Below are 18,531 nucleotides of genomic sequence, written 5' to 3'. Positions count from 1 at the left end.
TCCCCCGCCCGGCCTCCCAACAGGGTATCCTGAAATAGGAGGCCGGGCGGGGGAGCGGGCCGGTGCTGTCGCTGCCGTCAGGCCGCGAAAATCAATGCACGAAGCGCGCGACGACGTCGCGATAGCTTCGACTGACCTTAACCTGCGCGCCCGATCCGAGCACGAGGAAGCATTCGCCGTTGGTGTGCGGCTTGACCTGCTTGACCTGGCTGAGGTTCACGATCGTCGAGCGGTGGACGCGCTGGAAGTTGCGGGGATCGAGCCGCTTTTCCAGATCCTTCATCGTCTCGCGCAGGATCAGGCTGTTGTCGGCGGTATAGATGCACATATAATCGCCCGCGGCGTCGATGCGTTCGATGCTGTCGACGTCGACGCGGAAGATTTGTCCGCGATCCTTGATGTTGATCATCTTTTCGTAGCGATCGGCGGCATGCGCGTCGGGGGTGACCTCCGCGTCATAATCCTCGACTGCTTCGGGCGCGACTTCGGCGAGCACGGTCTTCAGCCGTTCGACTTCGGCCGCACCGCGCTTTTCGGCGAGGCGCTGGCGGACGCGATCGAGCGCATCGGCAAGCCGCTCGGGCTCGACCGGCTTGACCAGATAGTCGACCGCCTGCGCTTCGAACGCGCGGATCGCATGATCCGAATAGGCGGTGACGAACACCACCAGCGGCGGTTCGACCTCCATCAATCCCTGAATCACCGAAAAGCCGTCGAACCCCGGCATCTGGATGTCGAGGAAAACGAGGTCGGGTTTGTGGGTCTTGATCTTGCGTATGGCCTCGCGGCCGTTCTGGGCGGTGTCGACGATTTCGACATCGGCGTGCGGTTCCAGCCGCAGTTGCAGGCCTTGGGTGGCCAATTTCTCATCATCCACCAGGATGGTTCTGATCGTCATATTCTTTCGGTTCCAATCGTCATTTGCCCATCGGGCTGAAACGGAAACTCGATAACCACCGTGAACCCGCCCTCAGCGCCCACCTGGACGTCGAACCGGTGCTGGTCGCCAAAAGCCTGCGCCAACCGGTCCCTGATGTTGGCTAAACCCACACCGGTCGATTCCGTTGCAAAGCCAGTGGTGGGGTCCGTCGTTTCCGCTGACAATCCCGCGCCGGTGTCGGACACGGTGATGCGAACATTTTGACCGGCCAGTTGTGCCGAGATCGTGATATCGGCACCGTCCTCCTGCGGCGTCACCGCATATTTGATGGCATTTTCGATCAGGGGCTGGAGCAAAAGCGAGGGCAGCCGCGCGCGCGAAACCGCGGGGTCGATCGCGAAATGCGGCCGCAGCCGTTCTTCGAAGCGCATCTTTTCGATGTCGAGATAGAGTTTCAGCGTCTCGATCTCCTGCGCCAGCGTCACCTGCGCGGTGGGCTCGTTGGCGAGCGTGTAGCGAAGGAAGGCCGACAGCCGCGACAGCATCGCATTGGCGGGCTCGGCCTGTTTCAGCAGCACGAGGGTTGAAATGCTGTTCAGCGTGTTGAACAGGAAGTGCGGGTTGAGCTGGTATCGCAGCATCGCGAGCTGCGCCGACGCCGCCTGCGCCTCGAGCCGCAGCACGCGATCATTCTGTTCCTCGAGCTGGAGGAAATAGTTGATCGCGAAATAAAGTGCCGACCAGGCTGCGAGCGAGGTTGCATCGATATACATGGCGCCCAGCAGCAGGCTGGTGAAGCCCGCCTCGCTGGCGGGGTTCTGGATTTGCGCGACCCACGCATCGATAAAGGCCCAGAGCGCAGTCGCGACCCCCGCCAGTCCGAAGCTGACGCCCCACATCAGCAGCGGACGGCGATTGATCAGCGCACGATAGCAAGCCGACAGGATCAGCGTCAGCGAAAAGCCGGTGATGGCCGAAATCGTCTGGGGGATCAGGAAGGTGAAAGGTTGGCCGTTCGCGAGCCCCGATACCCCGCGCAAGCCGAGCCACGCGGCCCAGCCCAGGATTTGCAGATTCCAGAAAGCCCGGACCTTGTTATCGAAAAAGGGCCCGGGCGAAGACAGTCGAAACAGCGGCATGGCAGTCCGTATTATGCGAGGATCAGCGGCCGCGCGCGGCGGAAACCGGCGCGACCGGTCATTCCGCTGCGATCGGCGCCATCGCGCCTTCGCCGCGGACTCGCGCTTGGCCGAGCGGCTGCAATTCGGCGCGATGCTTCCACAGCAATTCCTTGTAACCGATCACCCGGCCGTCGTGCGCGGTCAGCGTCACGGGCCCGATCGGCTGCTCGTCGCGGGCGTCGACCAGCACCGGGGTCGACGGGACGCCGGCCCCCCATTTTTCGCCCCATTGGCGCAGCGCGATCATCGCGGGAAGCAGTTCGATCCCTTTTTCGGTGAGCTGGTAGCGAACCTTGCGCCGGTCTTCGGCCATCACTTCGCGCGCCATGATGCCATGATCGACCAGCCGCGACAGCCGGTTCGACAGGATGTTGCGGGCGATGTTCAGCTCCTGCTGAAATTCCTCGAAATGATGGACGCCGTTGAACGCCGCGCGCAGGATCATGAACGACCACCGCTCACCCATCGCTTCCAGTGCCAGAGGCAGGGCGCAATTGCCCCCGTTCATGTCGTTCAAGACTTCGCGTAATTTTCCCATGACCCATGCCCTAACGTAAAATCACCCTATGCGCCAAAAAAATATAGGACCTCCGTTGCATTTCGCAACCCAAACGCTAGGTGGCGTTTCGCAACCTTTTGGTCGCGCAAAAACAGGAGGTCCAGATGGCCGCATATGAATTTTCTCCCCTCTTTCGTTCGCTTTCATTCGCCGGCGCCGCGGCGGTCGGTAGCCTGGCCTTCGGGTCGGTCGCGGCGACGGCCGCGGGAGGCACCTTTTATCGTGCCGAGCTTGCCAGCCCGGCTCCGGAAGCGCGTTTTGTCGCGCGCGATGTCGTCTGGGCGTGCAAGGGTACAAGCTGCATCGCGGGGCAGGGGACGAGCCGTCCGCTGGTGATGTGTTCGTCGCTTGTCAAGGCGGCCGGACCGGTGACGAGCTTCGCGGCGGGCGGCAAGGCACTCGATGCCGAAGAACTCGCGCGCTGCAACGCCGCGAAGTGATCCGGCCGGCGCGTCGGGTCCAGCGCGTACAGGCCGCCGCAGCTCTTCGGAGATGCGGCGGCTTTTTATCGCGAGTCTCAGCCGGTGAGGCGGTTGCGGGCGACGACGAGTGACCAGCGCGCCAGCGCCGGCAATTGTGTCGTGACATAGCGGGGGTCGGCGCGGAAAGCGCGGCCCACCAGGTCGAAGCGCCAACTGCGGCTGCTGCGAAGTGCCAGACCCAGCAGGATTTCGCTCCGGCTGCGCGCCGGCAAATTGTCGGGCAAGGCGCGTTCCACGATTTCGGCGGTCAGCGCCTGGATCTGCGTCGCGCGCTGGCTGGTCAGGCTGCCGCCATGTTTGCGATAGATATAGAGGTCTTCGTGCAGCGCGACGAACCGGAATTGCAGCGCGGCGCGAAGCCAGAAGTCATAATCCTCGACACCAAACAGCTTCGTATCATAGCCGCCAAGCGCTTCGGTCACGCCGGCCCGGTAAAGGAAGCAGGCGCCGACATTATTGCCATAGAGCAGCCGTTCAACCGGCCCGACGCGCGATCGGCCGAGTTCGACGCCTTCGTCGTCGATCAGGGTGAAATCGGCATGGACGATGTCCGCTTCGGGCTGCGCATCGAGCACCGCGACGAGGCGCGTCAGCATCTGAGGCCGCAGCAGATTGTCGTCGGAGGTCCAGCTGTGCAGGGCGCCGCGCGCCGCGGCAAAGCCGTGGTTGAGCGCCGCGGGAAGGCCGACATTGGTCTCGAGCCGGAACAGCCGCACGCGGGGATCGCGCGCCGCCGCCTCGCCCATGATGGTGGGTGACGCATCGCGCGACGCATCGTCGACGAGGATCAGCTCGAAATTGGTAAAATCCTGCGCCAGCACCGAATCAATGGCGTCGGCCAGCCAGCGCGCACCATTGTGCACGGGCATCACCATCGACACCCGCGGCAGCGCTGTCGAATCAAGAGTTTCGGTCCCCATCAAAAACCTGTCCTAACCTCGGAGACCGATGCTTCCAATCGCCTTTACCAAAGTTGCTAACGCATTGGTGTCGGGCGCAATCAAATTTCGCATTGCAATATATGCATCATGAACGACATTGGGACGGATGCTGAGGCAATATGAACTTGTCGAGCGCGTGCGCGCTTATGATCCCGACGTCGACGAGGCGCTGCTCAATCGCGCCTATGTGTTTACCGTGCAGAAGCACGGCAGCCAGAAACGCGCCTCGGGCGATCCCTATTTCAGCCATCCGGTCGAAGTCGCCGGGATTTTGACCGACCTGCACCTCGACAGCGAGACGATCGTCACCGCGCTGCTGCACGACACGCTCGAGGACACGCTGACGACGCCCGAGGAGATCGAGCGGCTGTTCGGCAGCGACGTCGGCCGGCTCGTCGATGGCGTGACCAAGCTCAGCAAGATCGAGGCGCAGACTGAGAATGAGCGCGCCGCCGAAAATCTGCGCAAATTCCTTCTCGCCATGTCGGACGACATCCGCGTGCTGCTCGTCAAGCTCGCCGACCGGCTGCACAATATGCGGACGCTGCATTTCATCAAGAATCCCGAAAAGCGCCGCCGCATCGCCAAGGAGACGATGGACATCTATGCGCCGCTCGCCGAGCGGATCGGCATGTACGAATATATGCGCGAGATGCAGTTGCTCGCGTTCAGCGAGCTCGAGCCCGAAGCCTATGCGACGATCACCGGGCGCCTCGCCAAGCTGAGTGCCGGCGGCAAGGACAAGGTCGCCGCGATCAGCCGCGAGTTCAAGGAATTGCTCGCGAAGAACGGGATCGAGGCCGATGTATCGGGGCGCGAGAAGCATCCCTATTCGATCTGGCGCAAGATGCAGGAGCGCCACGTCAGTTTCGAACAGGTCACCGACATCATCGCGTTTCGCATCATCACGCCGACCGACGCCGATTGCTATGCTGCGCTCGGCATCCTTCACCGCAAGTGGAAGATGGTTCCCGGCCGGTTCAAGGATTATATCTCGACGCCCAAGCGCAACGGCTACAAGTCGCTGCACACGACGATCATGCACCAGCAGAATATGCGCATCGAAATCCAGATCCGCAGCCTGGGCATGCACCAGCAGTCCGAATTCGGCCTCGCCGCGCATTGGGCGTATAAACAAGGCGGCAGCGCGCCCGACGGGCAGGCGGGCTGGATTCGCGACCTGATCGAAATCCTCGAACAGACGCACGATCCCGAGGAGTTCCTCGAAAATACGCGCATCGCGATGTATCAGGACCGCATCTTCGCCTTCACGCCGAAGGGCAGCTTGCACCAGTTGCCGAAGGGCGCGACCCCGGTCGATTTCGCCTATGCGGTTCACACCGGGCTCGGCGACCGCACCGTCGGCGCCAAGGTCAACGGGCGACTGGTCCCGCTGCGCACCCAGCTGAGCAACGGCGACACGGTCGAGATATTGTCGTCCGACAAGCAGACCCCGCAACCGGCCTGGCTGGGCTTTGCTGTCACCGGCAAGGCGCGCGCGGCGATCCGCCGCCATGTGCGCTCGAAAGAAAAGGTCGAACTCGCCGCGCTCGGCCGCAAGATGTACGACGAAATCGCGCTGCGTCTGCCGAACAAGGTCGGCGACAAGGCGCGCATCGCGGCGCGCGAACGGCTGAAGCTCGACGACGATACCGCGCTTTACGTCGCGATCGCCAAGCAGCGGATCACCGACAATGCGCTGCTCGAGGCGCTTGTCCCCGGCATCACCGCCGAAATGAAGACCAAACCCGGCAAGCTCGTGCAAGGCGCAGCGGTGTCGATCGCGGGACTGACACCGGGCGTCGCTTATCAGCTCGCCGACTGCTGTCACCCGGTTCCCGGCGACCGCATCGTCGGCCTGTCGCGGCCGGGCGAAGGGATCGAGGTGCACGTCATCGACTGTCCGCGGCTCGCCGACGGCATCGATGCCGACTGGATCGACCTTCGCTGGCAGGAAGACAGCGAGGGCGGCAACGCCCGGCTGTGCATCGTCATCCTCAACGAACCGGGGACGCTCGCCGAAATGTCGGGAATCCTCGCCGCCAATTCGGCGAACATCACCAATTTGCGCCTGTCGAACCGCGAAGGCGGCTTCCACACCTACGACGTCGTCGTCGAGGTGCGCGACGTCCAGCATGTGATGCGCATATTATCGGCGCTGCGCGCGTCCGACACGGTGGTGCAGGCCGAGCGGCAGTAAGGAGCGCCGGCTTCGTCCATTTGGTGTGGAGAGATGCCGTTCAATCCCCGCTCTCGTCACCCCGGACTTGATCCGGGGTCCATGACGATGAGAGATAAGGCAGCTTCCGGTCGGAACCGGCCTGAGATCTAGTCCGCGTAAAGCAGCGGCGGTCGCCAGGCGTTCTGGTCGACTTCGTCGCGGACCTTGTAGACGACGCCCTTGCTGTTGAGGAACAACCTCTCCATTTCGGGGCGGGTGAAGGGCCGCGAGCCGACGCGGCCGAACACCGCCATCTGGCCGCCGGTTTCGTCGACTGCCCGGTCGCGGTCGAGCCCCTTCGACAGCGCGAGCGCGGGCGACGGCGTCTTTGCCCATGCGATCAGCTCGGGGGTCGGCTTCGGCGAGAAGCCGTAGAGGCCCGGATTGTCGGGGCTGGTGAGCTGGAGCACCTTGATGCCGTTCCGTCCGTCGGCGACATAGCCGAACAGCGACGCGTTGGTCGATGCGACGATCACATCCTCGGCGTCGTTGAGCATTCCGCCGAAGGTCAGCCCCGGCCAGACGATCGGCGCCGCCGGTTTTGTCACATCGACGATCACCAGCCCGTCCTGCTTTGCCGCGACATACATATAGGTGCGCGCGAGATAGATTTTCCGGGCATTGGCCAGGCGAACCGTGCCCGACGGCACCGCGACCGGCTGCGCGAGATTGGTGACGTCGAACAGCTTCACGCCCTCGGCATCGGTGACCCAGAGGTAGCGGAACTGCACCGCGCTCGCGCGCGCATCGGTCAGCGGCAGTTGCGCCGTGACCTTGGGCTGGAGCGGCGTCGACAGGTCGAGCACCACCAGCCCCGCATCGGTGGTGATATAGGCCATGCTGCCCGCGAGCGTGATGTGCCGCGCCCCCGCCAGTATATTGCCCTCGTTCCACGTCAGCGCGCGCTTGAACTTGTTGTTGCGGAATTCGCCGTCGGCCAGCGTGTCGATGTCGACGAGGACAAGCCCTTCGACGCTGTCGGTGATCACCGCGTAGCGGTAGATGTCGTGCATCACCTGTTCGTGGTTCTCGGGGAAATTCTTCACGATATTCTCGTTACGCGACACGCTGATCGGCTGCGTCGTCGCGATCGCCATGCAGGTCGCATTCTTCGTCTTCACATGCGTATCGTGGCCAAGTGCCGAGAAGGGCGCGCGGACGATGCGTTCGGAGAAGCCCTTGTTGCCGATCGACGCGACGTCATAGACGCGGAAGCCGCCCTTGCCCTCCGCCACGAACATATATTCGCCGCGCTGTTGCAGACAGTTCACGCGGCCGCTCGTCCCCTGCACGATATTGGCAAACTCCTCGAGCGCATGCGTTTCGCCCGACAGCTTCTTGTCGAAGGTCTTGCCGCGCACCCAATTCTTGAGCTCGCGGCCATTCTGTTCGACGTGCAGTTTCCAATAGTCGGGATAGGCATATTTCTGGAGATAGCTGCCGATCACCGCCTGCGGCTCGTCCCATTCGGTGACGCGCGTCGCCTGGAAGCTGTTTTCCTGGCCCGACCAGACGTTGAGACCGACGAAGTTGACGAAATTGGTGCCGAGCAGGTTGAGCTGCGCCATGATCGCATTGTTGTCGTCGGCGGCCGACAGGTGGCAGTCGCTGCACTGCTTGGTTTCGGAACGCCGCACCGTGTGCGGGAAGTGCGGCGCAAAAGCCTGGCTCGAATAGCCCGCGGACGAGACCGGCGGCTGCTGCACATAGATGCGCTCGCGGTTGATGTTCGTCGACGATAGCACCAGCGCCGAGGTCGAGCGGACGGGCGTGATGATGCCGCGCGCTTCGCCGTTCGGACCGGGTTCGCCGGGCTTGGTGAGCTGGTGCCGGCCGAGCTGGAACATTTCGTCGCGCGCCACCTGCGGGTTGTAGGTCGCGAAGTTGCGCGTCTCCTCACCCTCGAAATGGTGCATCTTGGTCTTCCAGTTCGCCTCGATCGGCAAATGGCAGCCGCCGCAACTCGTCGTCCACGACAGGTGACAGGTGAAACAGGTCATCTTGTCGTCGCCGTGCGCGCGTTCTTCCTTCGCGACGCCCGGCCCCCATTCATATTTGCCGTCCTCGGCGCCCGCGCGGGCCATCAGCTTGGCGCGCGCCGCCTTGGCGTTGAAATGCGGCCCCGGGGTCACCGCCTGCTTGACGAGGCTGACCTGCCATTCGAGCTTGGGATCGACGATCGACCGCTGGATCAGCCCGATCACTTCGGCATCGTCATTATACTGGAACTCGAAGCGGCGGCGCCCGTCGGGATTGCGCAGCAGCGCAAGGTTGGTGCCCTGCGGCCGCGCCGCGACGTTAGAGGTCAGGAGGTTCGGGAAGGCGTCGGCGGTGCCGTGGCAATCCTTGCAGCTGATCTCGACCGCGTTCGCAACTTCGCCCTGAATATAGCCATTGCCATGGCTGTCCTGCGCGAAGTGGCAGTCGGCGCACTGCATGCCCTTTTCGGCATGGATATCCATCATATGGACGGCCTTGCCGGGGTTGAGGCCCGGCGGCACGAACTTGCCTTCGACGCCCGGTCGTCCGGGATCGGCGCTGGCGAGGCAGAGTTCGCGCTGCTTTTCGTCGCTGTAGCTGGCGCAGCTCTTGCGCCATTTTTCGGGATCCTTCGGATCGATGATGTTCGCGGTGTCGGTGCCATAGGTCGACATATTGCCGTCGGCGGTGAGCAGGTTGCCATTGCGGTCGCGCTTGAAGATGCCGCGGAAGTTCCAGCCATGACCGTGATAGTCGGCGAACTGGGTGTCCTTGTTGCTGTCGTTGACGTCATAGACGTCGCGCAGGAATTCGACGTCGGCCCATAGTCCGCGCGCTGCCGCCGCTTCGGGGTTGCGTTCGAGCACCTGATGCACTTCGGCGGCGGTCGGATAACGCTGTTGCTTGTATTTCTTCTGATAGTCCTCGTCGCTCATCCCCGGCGGGCGCGGTGCGGTGTTGTCCGGCCCCGGCCACATCTGCGGCGCGTCCGATTCATAATCCCACATCGTGTAGCCGAGATAGGAATTCAGGAAGATGTTCGGCTGGTGCATGTGGCACGACATGCACTGCGAGGTCGGGATCGCGCGGGTGAACGCGTGGCTGATCGGGTGGCCCGATTCGCCGCGCGCCGGCGATGCGGGGCGCGCCGGAACGTCGGGATCGGCAGGGTCGATCAACGCACCGTGGCCGCCACCGGCATGCCCATCCTCGGTGCCATGGCCATCGCCGCCATGCCCGCCCTCGGGTTTCCACTTCTTTTCCGCGATCGTCGGGTCGACCGTCGCCGTTTCGCCGTCGCGACCATATTTGGCGTAGGTCAGGCTGTGCCGCGGCTCGCGGTCGTTGGCGTAGACGACGTGGCAACCCGAACAGCCCGAATGGCGATAGTCGCCGGGTTGGTCGTTCGTACCCATGAACCACGATAGCGGGTCGTTGAGACGCGTCTTGTGGATGTTGAGCACGGGGATCGAGACGCGCAGCCCGGTACCGGGGCCGCGGTTCGATTGCTTGAGGTCGGGGCGCCCCGGCTCCTCGAGCCGCTGGATGCTGCCCGTCGGGTTCGGCAGGCCGATTTCGGGGAATTGCGTGTTGATGTTGCGCCCGCCGCGCTCGAACACGCGGAACACGTCGCCGGGCGGCAGCACGCTCCAGCGCGGTAGCGGATACATTTTCGCGAGCGCGCCGCGCTTCTTTTCCTCGTCGGTCAATATCTTGTCGAAACCGAAGCTCGGCTTGCACGCTTCCTTATATTCCTCGGCGGTCAGCCGTGACGAGGGCGAGAGGATGCACGCGGGTTCGCCGGTGCGCGTATAGGCTTCGCCGAAAATGTAATTCTTATAGGGGACGATGCCGTTGTTATACGCCGCGCCGCCCCACAGCATCGCGCCGGTCGACATCATCGACCGCTCGGTCGCCTCGATCACCTCGAGGTGGCATGCCCCGCACGCCTCGCGCGCGACGCGATAGTCGCTGGGGTTCACGAAGCGGATGAATTCGGGCGATTCCTTGTTGAGCAACGTATAGCTGCGCTGCGGGTTCGCCGAGCTGTCGTGCCAGGCGCCGGGCAGCGTCGGCTGCGGGTGCGCGAGCTTCATCACCGCCTTGTTGGTCGGATGCTTGTAGCCGAGGCTTGGCGTGCCGCGCTGGCTCGCGTCGCCGCCGTGGCAGTCGGTGCAGCCGAGCTTCACCGCCGGCGTCGCGTGCATCGACGGCTGGTCGGTGCGCGTATGACAGCTGTAGCAGCCTTCCGACTTGGCGCTGACGTCGGCGTCGCTCTGCTCGCGCGGCGCGGGCGGGGTGAAGCGATATTCGATCTTGAGCGGTTTCTCTTCTTCCGCCGCGCGCACGACGCTCGCGCCAAAGGCGGCGCACATCGTCACGAAAGCGAACAGGGCGAAGAGTTTGCGCAGCAGCATCAGAAGCTCAGAATCACATTGGCGAGGATGGAGACATAGGCGTCGTTCTTTTTCTTGTTGTCGAACAAATCCTTGAACCCCTTGCCGGGCAGCAGCACGGCCGCGCTGAGGCGTCCGACGATGTTTTGGGTCGCTTTCGGCCGCCAGATCGTCGCGACCGACAGGTCGAAACCGATATCCTTGGGTATCGAACCTTCCATGCGGAGCGCCTGCAGCGACGAGGTGTTTTCGAACCAGAGATGGTTGAAATTGGTGCTGACGCGAAATTCGGGGGTCAGATCGAAATCGGCCCCGGCGCCGACGAAAACGGTGCCTGGGTTATTGAAGTTCGACTGCCCCTCTTCCTTTGACGAGCGCAGCGAGTTCAATATGCCGTTGCGGCCGTTGATCGAAATGACGCGGCCGCCGCCGGCGAAGGGGATCGTCTGGCGGATCCAGTAGCTGGTATCGGCGCCGCCGAAGATCGGATTTTCGAAGATCGCGTCGAACCCGCCCTCGGTGTTGTTATAGGGATTGCCGTCGCCGGTCGCATAGAGGCCCGACAGGCGGAAACGCATCCAGTCATGGTCGTAACTGAGTTCGACCGCGCCGAAGCCCGCACGGATTTCGGCTGGCTTGCTGGTGAAAAAGCTGTTCCGGTCTTCGCCCAGCGCGGCATAAAAGCTTGCGGTCAGGTTGATGCGGCCGATGCGGCCGTCGGCGCTGTAGCCCAGATAAACGACGTCATATTCGCGTCCGCGCAAATCGCCGAGCAGCGCCGGACGCACAGGAAAGCCATTATGGTCGACCTGCACGTCGTTCTTTTCGCGGTTCATGTTGTAGGTGACGCTGATCTGGCTGGTCAGCCCGACGACCGGGAAGTCCTGACGATAGAGATTGCCGGTGAAGACGAAATCGCTGCGCGGCGTCTGGGTGATGTCGTTGAGACCGCTGTTGGTGTCCTTTTCGAGCCGCCAGAAGGCCGCGAGATTATATTGGAAGCGGTTGTTGTCGCGGTTGCCGAACAGGCGGATACCGAGCTGGCTGTCGTTGAACAGGAAACCGCGGAAATCGCTCTGGAACGGCTGGATGCCAAGCCGGATCGAATAAAAGTCGTAGCGATCCGACGTGTTGCCGAGATGCTTGTCGACGAACAATTCCTGCACGCCGAGGAAGCTGTCGTAACGATGGCTCGCCTTCGACGGACGCACGTCGAGCACGCGCCGTTCGGGCACGTCGACATAATTGGCCTGCCAGGCGAGCGTGACGCGATATTCGATATCGGGCGGCTTGAACGCGGTCGATCCCTTGATCAGCGCGGCGCCGGCGATGAAGGTCTGCGCAAAGACGAAGCTGCGATCCTTGCCGAACACGTCGAGGCTGCCCGGCCGCTCGGTCGTCTGGACGCCGACGGGGATCGGGAAGGTGCGCGGTTCGAATACCGTATCGGACACGGCATTGGCGACGAAGAACCAGTCGTCGCCCTTGATCGGCAGCCATTTGACCTTGCTGCGGTCGATCGCGCGGTCACCCTTGTAGGTATTCTGGTGATAGGGGTCGAACCAGCGTTCCTTGACCACGCCGAGCGTCTCGATCAGGCGCCAGCGGTCGGGCACCGGCAGCTGATCCTCCATTCCGGGAAAGGCCTGCGGCGGAGGCGGGCGCAGCGCGCCGACATTGTCCTGCGTCAGCGCATCGGGAAGGTCGGGGCGATAGCCGGGACGGCGGCGCCCCTCGATGATGTCGGTGACGAGGTCGTCCTTGACCATCTCCTGCCAGTCGACCGGCGGCGGTGGCGGAATCAGCTCTTCGGCCGGCTGTTCGGCCGGCGCAGCGTCACTCGCGACGGGTGGGCCTTCGGGCGCGGGCGACGGCGGCAACGCCTCCGCCCCCGGCGCACCCTGCGCCGCGAGTGTCGCGATCACCGGCCAAAGGCTGCCGCCCGTCATCACCGCTTACAGCCCGTCGCAGACATTTTGCTGCGCCGTGTCGAGGAACGGAGCGAAGGGACAGCTGATATAACGCAGGCGAACCCCGGCCCCGACGCCCACGACGATGGTGTCGGCGCGAATAGCCTTGGGCGCATTGCCGATGCCGCCGATGCGCGCACCGCCATTGTGGGCGCCCAAAAAGCTGATCATATCGTCCTGGTCGATGCCGTCGCCCGATACGCCGATCGCGCCGACAAGCTGGCTGCCGCGATAGATGGGGACCGATCCGGGGAAGATCTGGATGCCGTTCTGCAGCCGGTTCTGCCCCGGCGCAACGTCGGGCAAGGTCGTGCAACGCGCCGGCGTATCGGTCGGGCTCGCGCCCGAGACGAAGCCCAGATGCGCGCCGAGATTGCCGATGATCAGCGCCGATTGCAGCCCGGTCGAGAAGGGATTGAATTGCTGGATCGGGCGCGACAGCGGACCGTGCGGGCGCCCGACTTCGCCATCGGGGAAATAGGGGCGCGACAGATTGCCGCCCGACCGGTCGGCAAAGGCGATCGTGCCGGTCAGGGCGGCGGGGTCGTTCAGGAAGGTTCGCACGGCGGGCACGAATTGGCGAACGTCGGCGCTCGCATTGGCGCTGAGTTCGGCGCCCGCCTGCGCGCCCGAGAAGAAGGCCGCGGTGCGTGCCTTTTGCAGGGACACGTCGGTGCCGAAGATCGGGGCGTCGGGCGAGCGGACGATGCCGAGCACCGACCCGTGCGTGTCGACGATGCTGATCGTCACTTGCGCGCGGCTGTCGAGCGGACGGCGGATTTGCGCGCGCGCCCGGCTCATCACGGTGAAAGCTTCCTCGAGCACCGCACGCGCTTCGGCCTGTGTCAGCGGCGCGCTGTTCGTTGCGCCGTCGGTGCCCGCACGCAGCGGATAGCGGTTCGTCCCGCTGCCGTCGGTCAGCACGAAGGCGTCACGGTTGGAAAATTCGGCGGCGGTCGAGGCGCGGATGCCCGATGCTTCGGTGCCATAGGCGATTCCCGCCGTCACCGCGGCATTGGCGTAGCCGATGACCGCGACGAGATTGCCGGCGGTGCCGTTGAGGCTCGCAAAGCTGGCGCTGCCGCTCGACATCACCCCGGCGAAGGTCGCGTCCGAAAAGCGCAGGCTCGTTCCGTCGACGGTGATCTTGTCGGCGGTGATCGTGCTCGGCGCCTCGAACCCGCGCGTGCCCGCGAGCGCGATGAATTCTTCGGCGTCATTGTCGATGTCGAGGATGTTGGGATCGCTGCCATAGACGCCGTCGCCCATCACGCCGATGCCACCGACAAGCACGCCATTCTTGTAGAGCGGCAGCCCGCCGGGGTCGGCGGCGAGGCCGAGCGGCGAGCGCTTGGGTCCGATCAGCGCCGCCGTGCCGGGCGCGCCGAAGCGCGCCGACAGGTCGCTGCACGGCAGCTGGCTGAACTGCACGCCGAACAGGGGGCCGCTTTCGAGGCCGACGGTCGTCGGCGCGGGCGGGAAATGTTCCTGGACTATCTGGCTTGCGGTGCGGGTCGAGAAGGCGTTGCCGCCGCTCGAGAGGTAAGCGCCGGTCACCGCTTTCGCGATCGCGCCGCCCTCGGCCGGGAAGGTGACATTTTGCGCGTCGATATTCATGCCGTTCGGTGCGGATGATGTCGTGGCGGTCGCGCGCGCGCCGTTCATGCGGAACACGCCGAGCACATTGCCGACGCGGTCGGTCACCGCGATCACCGACGGCAGGCTGCGCGCCTGCGCTTCGGATACGGCCTGCGCCAGCACGCGCTCGACGTCGGCCGTGGTCAGCGCTTCGGCGGCGGGGGGCGTATAGACTGTCGTCGGCGTGGGGGTCGGCGTCGGGGTAGGCGTCGGCGTCGGAGTGCTGCCGCCACCGCCACCGCCACCGCCGCAGGAGGTGAGCAGCAGCGCCCCCATCGCAGCAAAGGCGGCCGAGCGGAAAAGATGGGTCTTGTTTTGCATGATCTTACCGCAGCGCCCCGATCGCGCGCACCGCGCTGCCGAACGAGGCCTGGAATTCCGAAGGCTTGTACGCGTTGGGGTCCTTCACCGACGCATAAGCGCGGTCGATGTCGCCGCGGATACCCGCGGCTGCGCCGACGGTGATGCGGCCCGACGACACCATCGCGTTGAGCAAGGTGTCGACGCCCATCACCGCCTGCTGCGATCCCGAATAATCGGTGTAGCGATCGCTGATCGCCTTGGCCGAAATCGCGTCGACCATCGCAAAGGCGTCGGCGCCCGAGAAGCTGCGCGACGCGAACGCGCTCTTGAGCGCCGCGACGGTCTGCGACAGCTGCGCCGCGGCGGCGACCGCGCTCTGGCGGTCGGTTGCTATCGCCTTGTGGAAGGCGGCCGTGCGCGCGGCGAGCTGGTCGGCGAGCGCGGGGGCGGCAAGCCGCGCGGCGGCGGCGAGCATGATCAGATTTTCGTCATTATAGGCCGGCATGCCCTCGGGCAGGTTGCGGCCCGGATTGTCGAGCCCGGTGCGCACGGGCTTCGCCTGATCGAAGATCCGGCGATGGCAGCTGTGGCAATCGAGGAAGTAGAATTCGGGGAACATCCCTTCGGTCCCGCGGCGCGTCTGGAACAGCGCGAGGCTGCGCTCGATCGCGGTCGCCTGTCCGACCGCCCACATCTGGACGTGGTCGGTGCGGCGGTTCGCGGCGCCGAACTTGCGGAAGCCGTAATCGGCATCTTCCTGATGATGCGCCTGCAGCGAAGAAAAAAGGTCGAGCTCGAACGAAATGCGCGGATGGCCCGCCGCCATGATGCGGTGGGTGACGAACTGGCCGTCGGCGGCCGAACCGAAGTGGCAGTCGACGCACACCCCGGCGCGGACGACCGGGTCCTCAAGCTTCTTCAGCCCCGCCGACAGGTTGGCGAGGTGCTTGTCGTGCATTTCGCGGTCGGGGTCGGCGTTCGTCCCTACACCGGCATAATGGCTCGCGAGCCAGCCGCCGGCGGGGCCATGGCAGGATTCGCATCCGACGCCATCTTCGGCAGGCACTGCGCGTGCCGTCCCCGCCGTACTGTGGCAGCCGAGGCACATCTGCGCCTTCGACGGATCGCCGATCCCCAGATTTCGCGCGATAAACTGGCTGCGGTTATTATTGAGCACCGCCCAGGCGCGGCTGTGCGCGCCGCCGGGGGTCGAGGGTTCCTGCCATTTCATCAGCTCGTCCTGGCGGACGACGACCCCGTCGCCCTCCATCCGCCCATGGCAGGTCGAGCCCGCGCATGAGGCAACGCCGGTATAGCGTGCGCCGCCTTCGCCTTGCGAGCGGGCAGGGGGAGCGAAGACGAACGCCGCAATGGCGAGCACCAGCAGCATCGCGCCCAGGACGGCGAATGCCGTCCAAGGCCGACCGGCGCGCTCCTTTCCAGCGTGCATCGTCATCCGCAGAACCCCTTTACCCCAACCCGGCGCTTTTACGCCTTGGGCCGATTTACACTACCCCGAATGCCAACATCGCGTCGGCAACCTTTTTGAAACCGGCGATGTTTGCGCCCCGCACATAATCGATATAGCCGTCGCCCCGGTCGCCATAGGTCAGGCAGCTTTTGTGGATGCCGTCCATGATGTCCTTGAGCATCTGCTGCAACTCGGCTTCGTTCCAGCTGCGACGACCGCTATTCTGGCTCATTTCGAGGCCCGAAACGGCAACGCCGCCGGCATTGGCGGCCTTGCCGGGGGCGAACATGATCTTCGCATCCTTGAAGACATGCACGCCCTCGAGGTTGGTCGGCATGTTCGCGCCCTCGCTGACCGCGATGCAGCCATTTGCAACCAGCGCCTTGGCATCGTCGCCGAGCAATTCATTCTGCGTTGCACAAGGCAGTGCGACGTCGCATTTGACGCCCCACGGCGTCTTGCCCGCAGTGAAGCTCGCCGATTTGAACTCCTCGCAATATTCCTCGATCCGGCCGCGGCGATGCGTCTTGTGCGCTTTCACCCAGTCGATCTTTTCCTGCGTGATGCCGTCGGGGTCATGGATGAAGCCGCCCGAATCGGACAGCGTCAACACCTTGCCGCCCAGCTGGACGATCTTCTCGGCCGCGTGGGTCGCGACATTGCCCGAACCCGAAATGACGGCAGTCTTGCCGACAAGGTCCTGCCCCTTGGCGGCGAGCATATTTGCGAGGAAATAGACCGCGCCATAACCCGTGGCTTCGGTGCGGATCAACGAGCCGCCCCATTCAAGGCCCTTGCCGGTGAGCACCCCGGTAAATTCGTTGGTGATCCGCTTATACTGGCCGAACATGAAGCCGATCTCGCGCCCGCCGACGCCGATGTCGCCCGCCGGCACGTCGATGTCGGCGCCGATGTGGCGATAGAGTTCGGTCATGAAGCTCTGGCAGAAGCGCATGATCTCGCGCACGCTCTTGCCCTTGGGATTGAAATTCGACCCGCCCTTGCCGCCGCCCATCGGCAGCCCGGTCAGCGCATTCTTGAACGTCTGTTCGAACGCCAGGAACTTGAGCACGCTTTCGGTGACGCTCGGGTGGAAACGGATGCCGCCCTTGTACGGGCCGATGGCATTGTTGTTCTGGACACGCCAGCCACGCTGGACGCGGATATTGCCGTTGTCGTCTTCCCAGCAGACGCGGAAAGATACGACCCGGTCGGGTTCGGCGATGCGCCGCAGAATCTGCTGCGCATGATATTCTTCCTTGTCGGCGATGAAATCGAAGATGTCTTCGGACACCTCCTGCACCGCCTGCACGAACTCGGGCTGACCCGGGTTGCGCTTTTTTACGCCTTCCATGAACGTCGAAAAGTCGACGTGATCCGATACTGCCATGCACCCCTCCCCTGATGACTGGGAAAGCCGGTGCGACCCCTGACGATTTTATCGTTGACCGACCTTGTATGCCAAAGGCTACACCATCGCGAAGCAAAGGCAATATGACAGCGCGCACAGACGGCATTTTTTCGTGCAGCGCACAAGAGGGGCAAAAATGAGCGAGAGCAACAAGATGACGAGCGGCATGACGCGCGCCAACGTGGCGATCCTGATCGCGGCCTTCGTCCTGCTGGCTGGTGCCATCGGCTATGCGATCTGGCGCGATTCCTCGTCTTCGGCCGTCGATCCGATGCCTCAGGGCGCTGCCGGTCCAGCCGACCAGCTCGCCGAGCTGGAGGCGCGGACGCGGCGCGAACCGAACAGCGCCGAGGCCTGGACCGCGCTCGGCGCGGCGCGATTCGACCTTTCCGATTTTGCGGGTGCCGCCGCCGCTTATGAAAAAGCTGTCGCGCTTTCGCCCGATTCGGCGGGCCTCTGGTCGGCGCTCGGCGAGGCGCGGGTGATGGGCGGCGGCAGCGACCCGATGCCGGCGCAGGCCTTGCAGGCATTCGACAAGGCGATCGCGCTCGACGCGAAAGATCCGCGCGCACGCTACTTTCTGGCGGTGAAAAAGGATATCGGCGGCGACCACAAGGGCGCGATCGAGGACTGGTTCGCGCTGCTTGCCGACACGCCGCAGGGCGCGCCGTGGGAGGCCGACCTTCGCCGCACGATCGAACAGGTTGGGCAGATCCACAAGATCGACGTGGCCGCGCGGCTCGCCGCGACGCAGGCGCGCCCGCTGACGCCCGATGAAATGCCGGTGGCGGCGCGCGCGATCCCGGGCCCGAGCCGCGCCGACATGGAGGCGGCGTCGCAACTGCCCAAGGGGCAGCAGGACCAGATGATCGAGGGCATGGTGAGCGCGCTCGAAGCCAAGCTCAAGGCCAATCCCGCCGACGTCGACCGCTGGATCATGCTGATGCGCAGCCGGATGACGCTCGGTGAAACGGCGAAAGCCGCGCAGGCGCTGAAGGACGGGGTGGCGGCGAATCCCAACGCGGCGGCGCGACTGAAAGCGCAGGGGCAATTATTGGGCGTGCCGGGGGCATGATGTACAAAAGGGGGGAAATGATA

12 protein-coding genes are annotated in these 18,531 nt (G+C 64.2%); 3 read left to right on the top strand and 9 right to left on the bottom strand.

The window, feature by feature from the left end; all coding sequences use genetic code 11:
• Positions 1–91: 91 nt before the first annotated feature.
• Genes VGU00_RS05135 through VGU00_RS05125 form a run of 3 tightly spaced genes read right to left on the bottom strand, consistent with a single transcriptional unit; the run spans position 92 to position 2,599 of the window.
• Entirely contained in the window at positions 92–898 is an 807-nt protein-coding gene (locus tag VGU00_RS05135; RefSeq protein ID WP_327466177.1) for a LytTR family DNA-binding domain-containing protein, read from the bottom strand.
• On the bottom strand, positions 895–2,019 hold the full coding sequence (locus VGU00_RS05130) for a sensor histidine kinase (protein ID WP_327466175.1): 1,125 nt from the start codon (positions 2,017–2,019) through the stop codon (positions 895–897). Before VGU00_RS05130 ends, VGU00_RS05135 begins: the two co-directional genes overlap by 4 nt.
• A gap of 58 nt (positions 2,020–2,077) precedes the next feature.
• On the bottom strand, positions 2,078–2,599 hold the full coding sequence (locus VGU00_RS05125) for a helix-turn-helix domain-containing protein (protein ID WP_327466173.1): 522 nt from the start codon (positions 2,597–2,599) through the stop codon (positions 2,078–2,080).
• A gap of 125 nt (positions 2,600–2,724) precedes the next feature.
• On the opposite strand from VGU00_RS05125, the gene VGU00_RS05120 reads away from it, so the two are divergent.
• A complete protein-coding gene (locus VGU00_RS05120) occupies positions 2,725–3,060 on the top strand; it encodes a CC_3452 family protein (protein ID WP_327466171.1) in 336 nt (111 codons plus the stop codon).
• Between the two features lie 77 nt (positions 3,061–3,137).
• On the opposite strand, the gene VGU00_RS05115 is transcribed toward VGU00_RS05120, so the two are convergent.
• The gene (locus tag VGU00_RS05115) at positions 3,138–4,022 is read right to left on the bottom strand and encodes a glycosyltransferase family 2 protein (RefSeq protein WP_327466169.1); all 885 of its coding nucleotides are present in this window, start codon (positions 4,020–4,022) and stop codon (positions 3,138–3,140) included.
• Positions 4,023–4,149: 127 nt separating this feature from the next.
• Here VGU00_RS05115 and VGU00_RS05110 point away from each other — a divergent pair, with 127 nt between their 5' ends.
• Positions 4,150–6,243 carry a bifunctional (p)ppGpp synthetase/guanosine-3',5'-bis(diphosphate) 3'-pyrophosphohydrolase gene (locus tag VGU00_RS05110; RefSeq protein ID WP_327466167.1) on the top strand — a complete coding sequence of 698 codons (2,094 nt, stop codon included), beginning with the start codon at positions 4,150–4,152 and terminating at the stop codon, positions 6,241–6,243.
• Between the two features lie 128 nt (positions 6,244–6,371).
• Here VGU00_RS05110 and VGU00_RS05105 read toward each other — a convergent pair whose 3' ends face one another.
• Genes VGU00_RS05105 through gdhA form a run of 5 tightly spaced genes read right to left on the bottom strand, consistent with a single transcriptional unit; the run spans position 6,372 to position 17,412 of the window.
• A complete protein-coding gene (locus tag VGU00_RS05105; protein WP_414713503.1) occupies positions 6,372–10,661 on the bottom strand; it encodes a hypothetical protein in 4,290 nt (1,429 codons plus the stop codon).
• Positions 10,661–12,589, bottom strand: coding sequence for a hypothetical protein (locus tag VGU00_RS05100; protein ID WP_327466165.1), 1,929 nt, complete (start codon positions 12,587–12,589; stop codon positions 10,661–10,663). Before VGU00_RS05100 ends, VGU00_RS05105 begins: the two co-directional genes overlap by 1 nt.
• Before the next feature lie 6 nt (positions 12,590–12,595).
• The gene (locus VGU00_RS05095) at positions 12,596–14,569 is read right to left on the bottom strand and encodes a heme-binding protein (RefSeq protein WP_327466163.1); all 1,974 of its coding nucleotides are present in this window, start codon (positions 14,567–14,569) and stop codon (positions 12,596–12,598) included.
• Between the two features lie 4 nt (positions 14,570–14,573).
• Complete coding sequence (locus tag VGU00_RS05090; RefSeq protein ID WP_327466161.1) at positions 14,574–16,007, bottom strand: multiheme c-type cytochrome; 1,434 nt, start codon at positions 16,005–16,007, stop codon at positions 14,574–14,576.
• A 49-nt stretch (positions 16,008–16,056) separates the two neighbouring features.
• A complete protein-coding gene (gene gdhA / locus VGU00_RS05085; protein WP_327466159.1) occupies positions 16,057–17,412 on the bottom strand; it encodes an NADP-specific glutamate dehydrogenase in 1,356 nt (451 codons plus the stop codon).
• A 157-nt stretch (positions 17,413–17,569) separates the two neighbouring features.
• Here gdhA and VGU00_RS05080 point away from each other — a divergent pair, with 157 nt between their 5' ends.
• Complete coding sequence (locus VGU00_RS05080) at positions 17,570–18,508, top strand: tetratricopeptide repeat protein (RefSeq protein WP_327466157.1); 939 nt, start codon at positions 17,570–17,572, stop codon at positions 18,506–18,508.
• Positions 18,509–18,531: the final 23 nt, after the last annotated feature.

It is taken from the genome of Sphingopyxis sp. (assembly GCF_035944815.1).
Taxonomy (GTDB): Bacteria; Pseudomonadota; Alphaproteobacteria; order Sphingomonadales; family Sphingomonadaceae; genus Sphingopyxis.
Note: the sequence above shows the minus strand (reverse complement) of the source record. Positions and strands in the feature narration are given on the sequence as shown.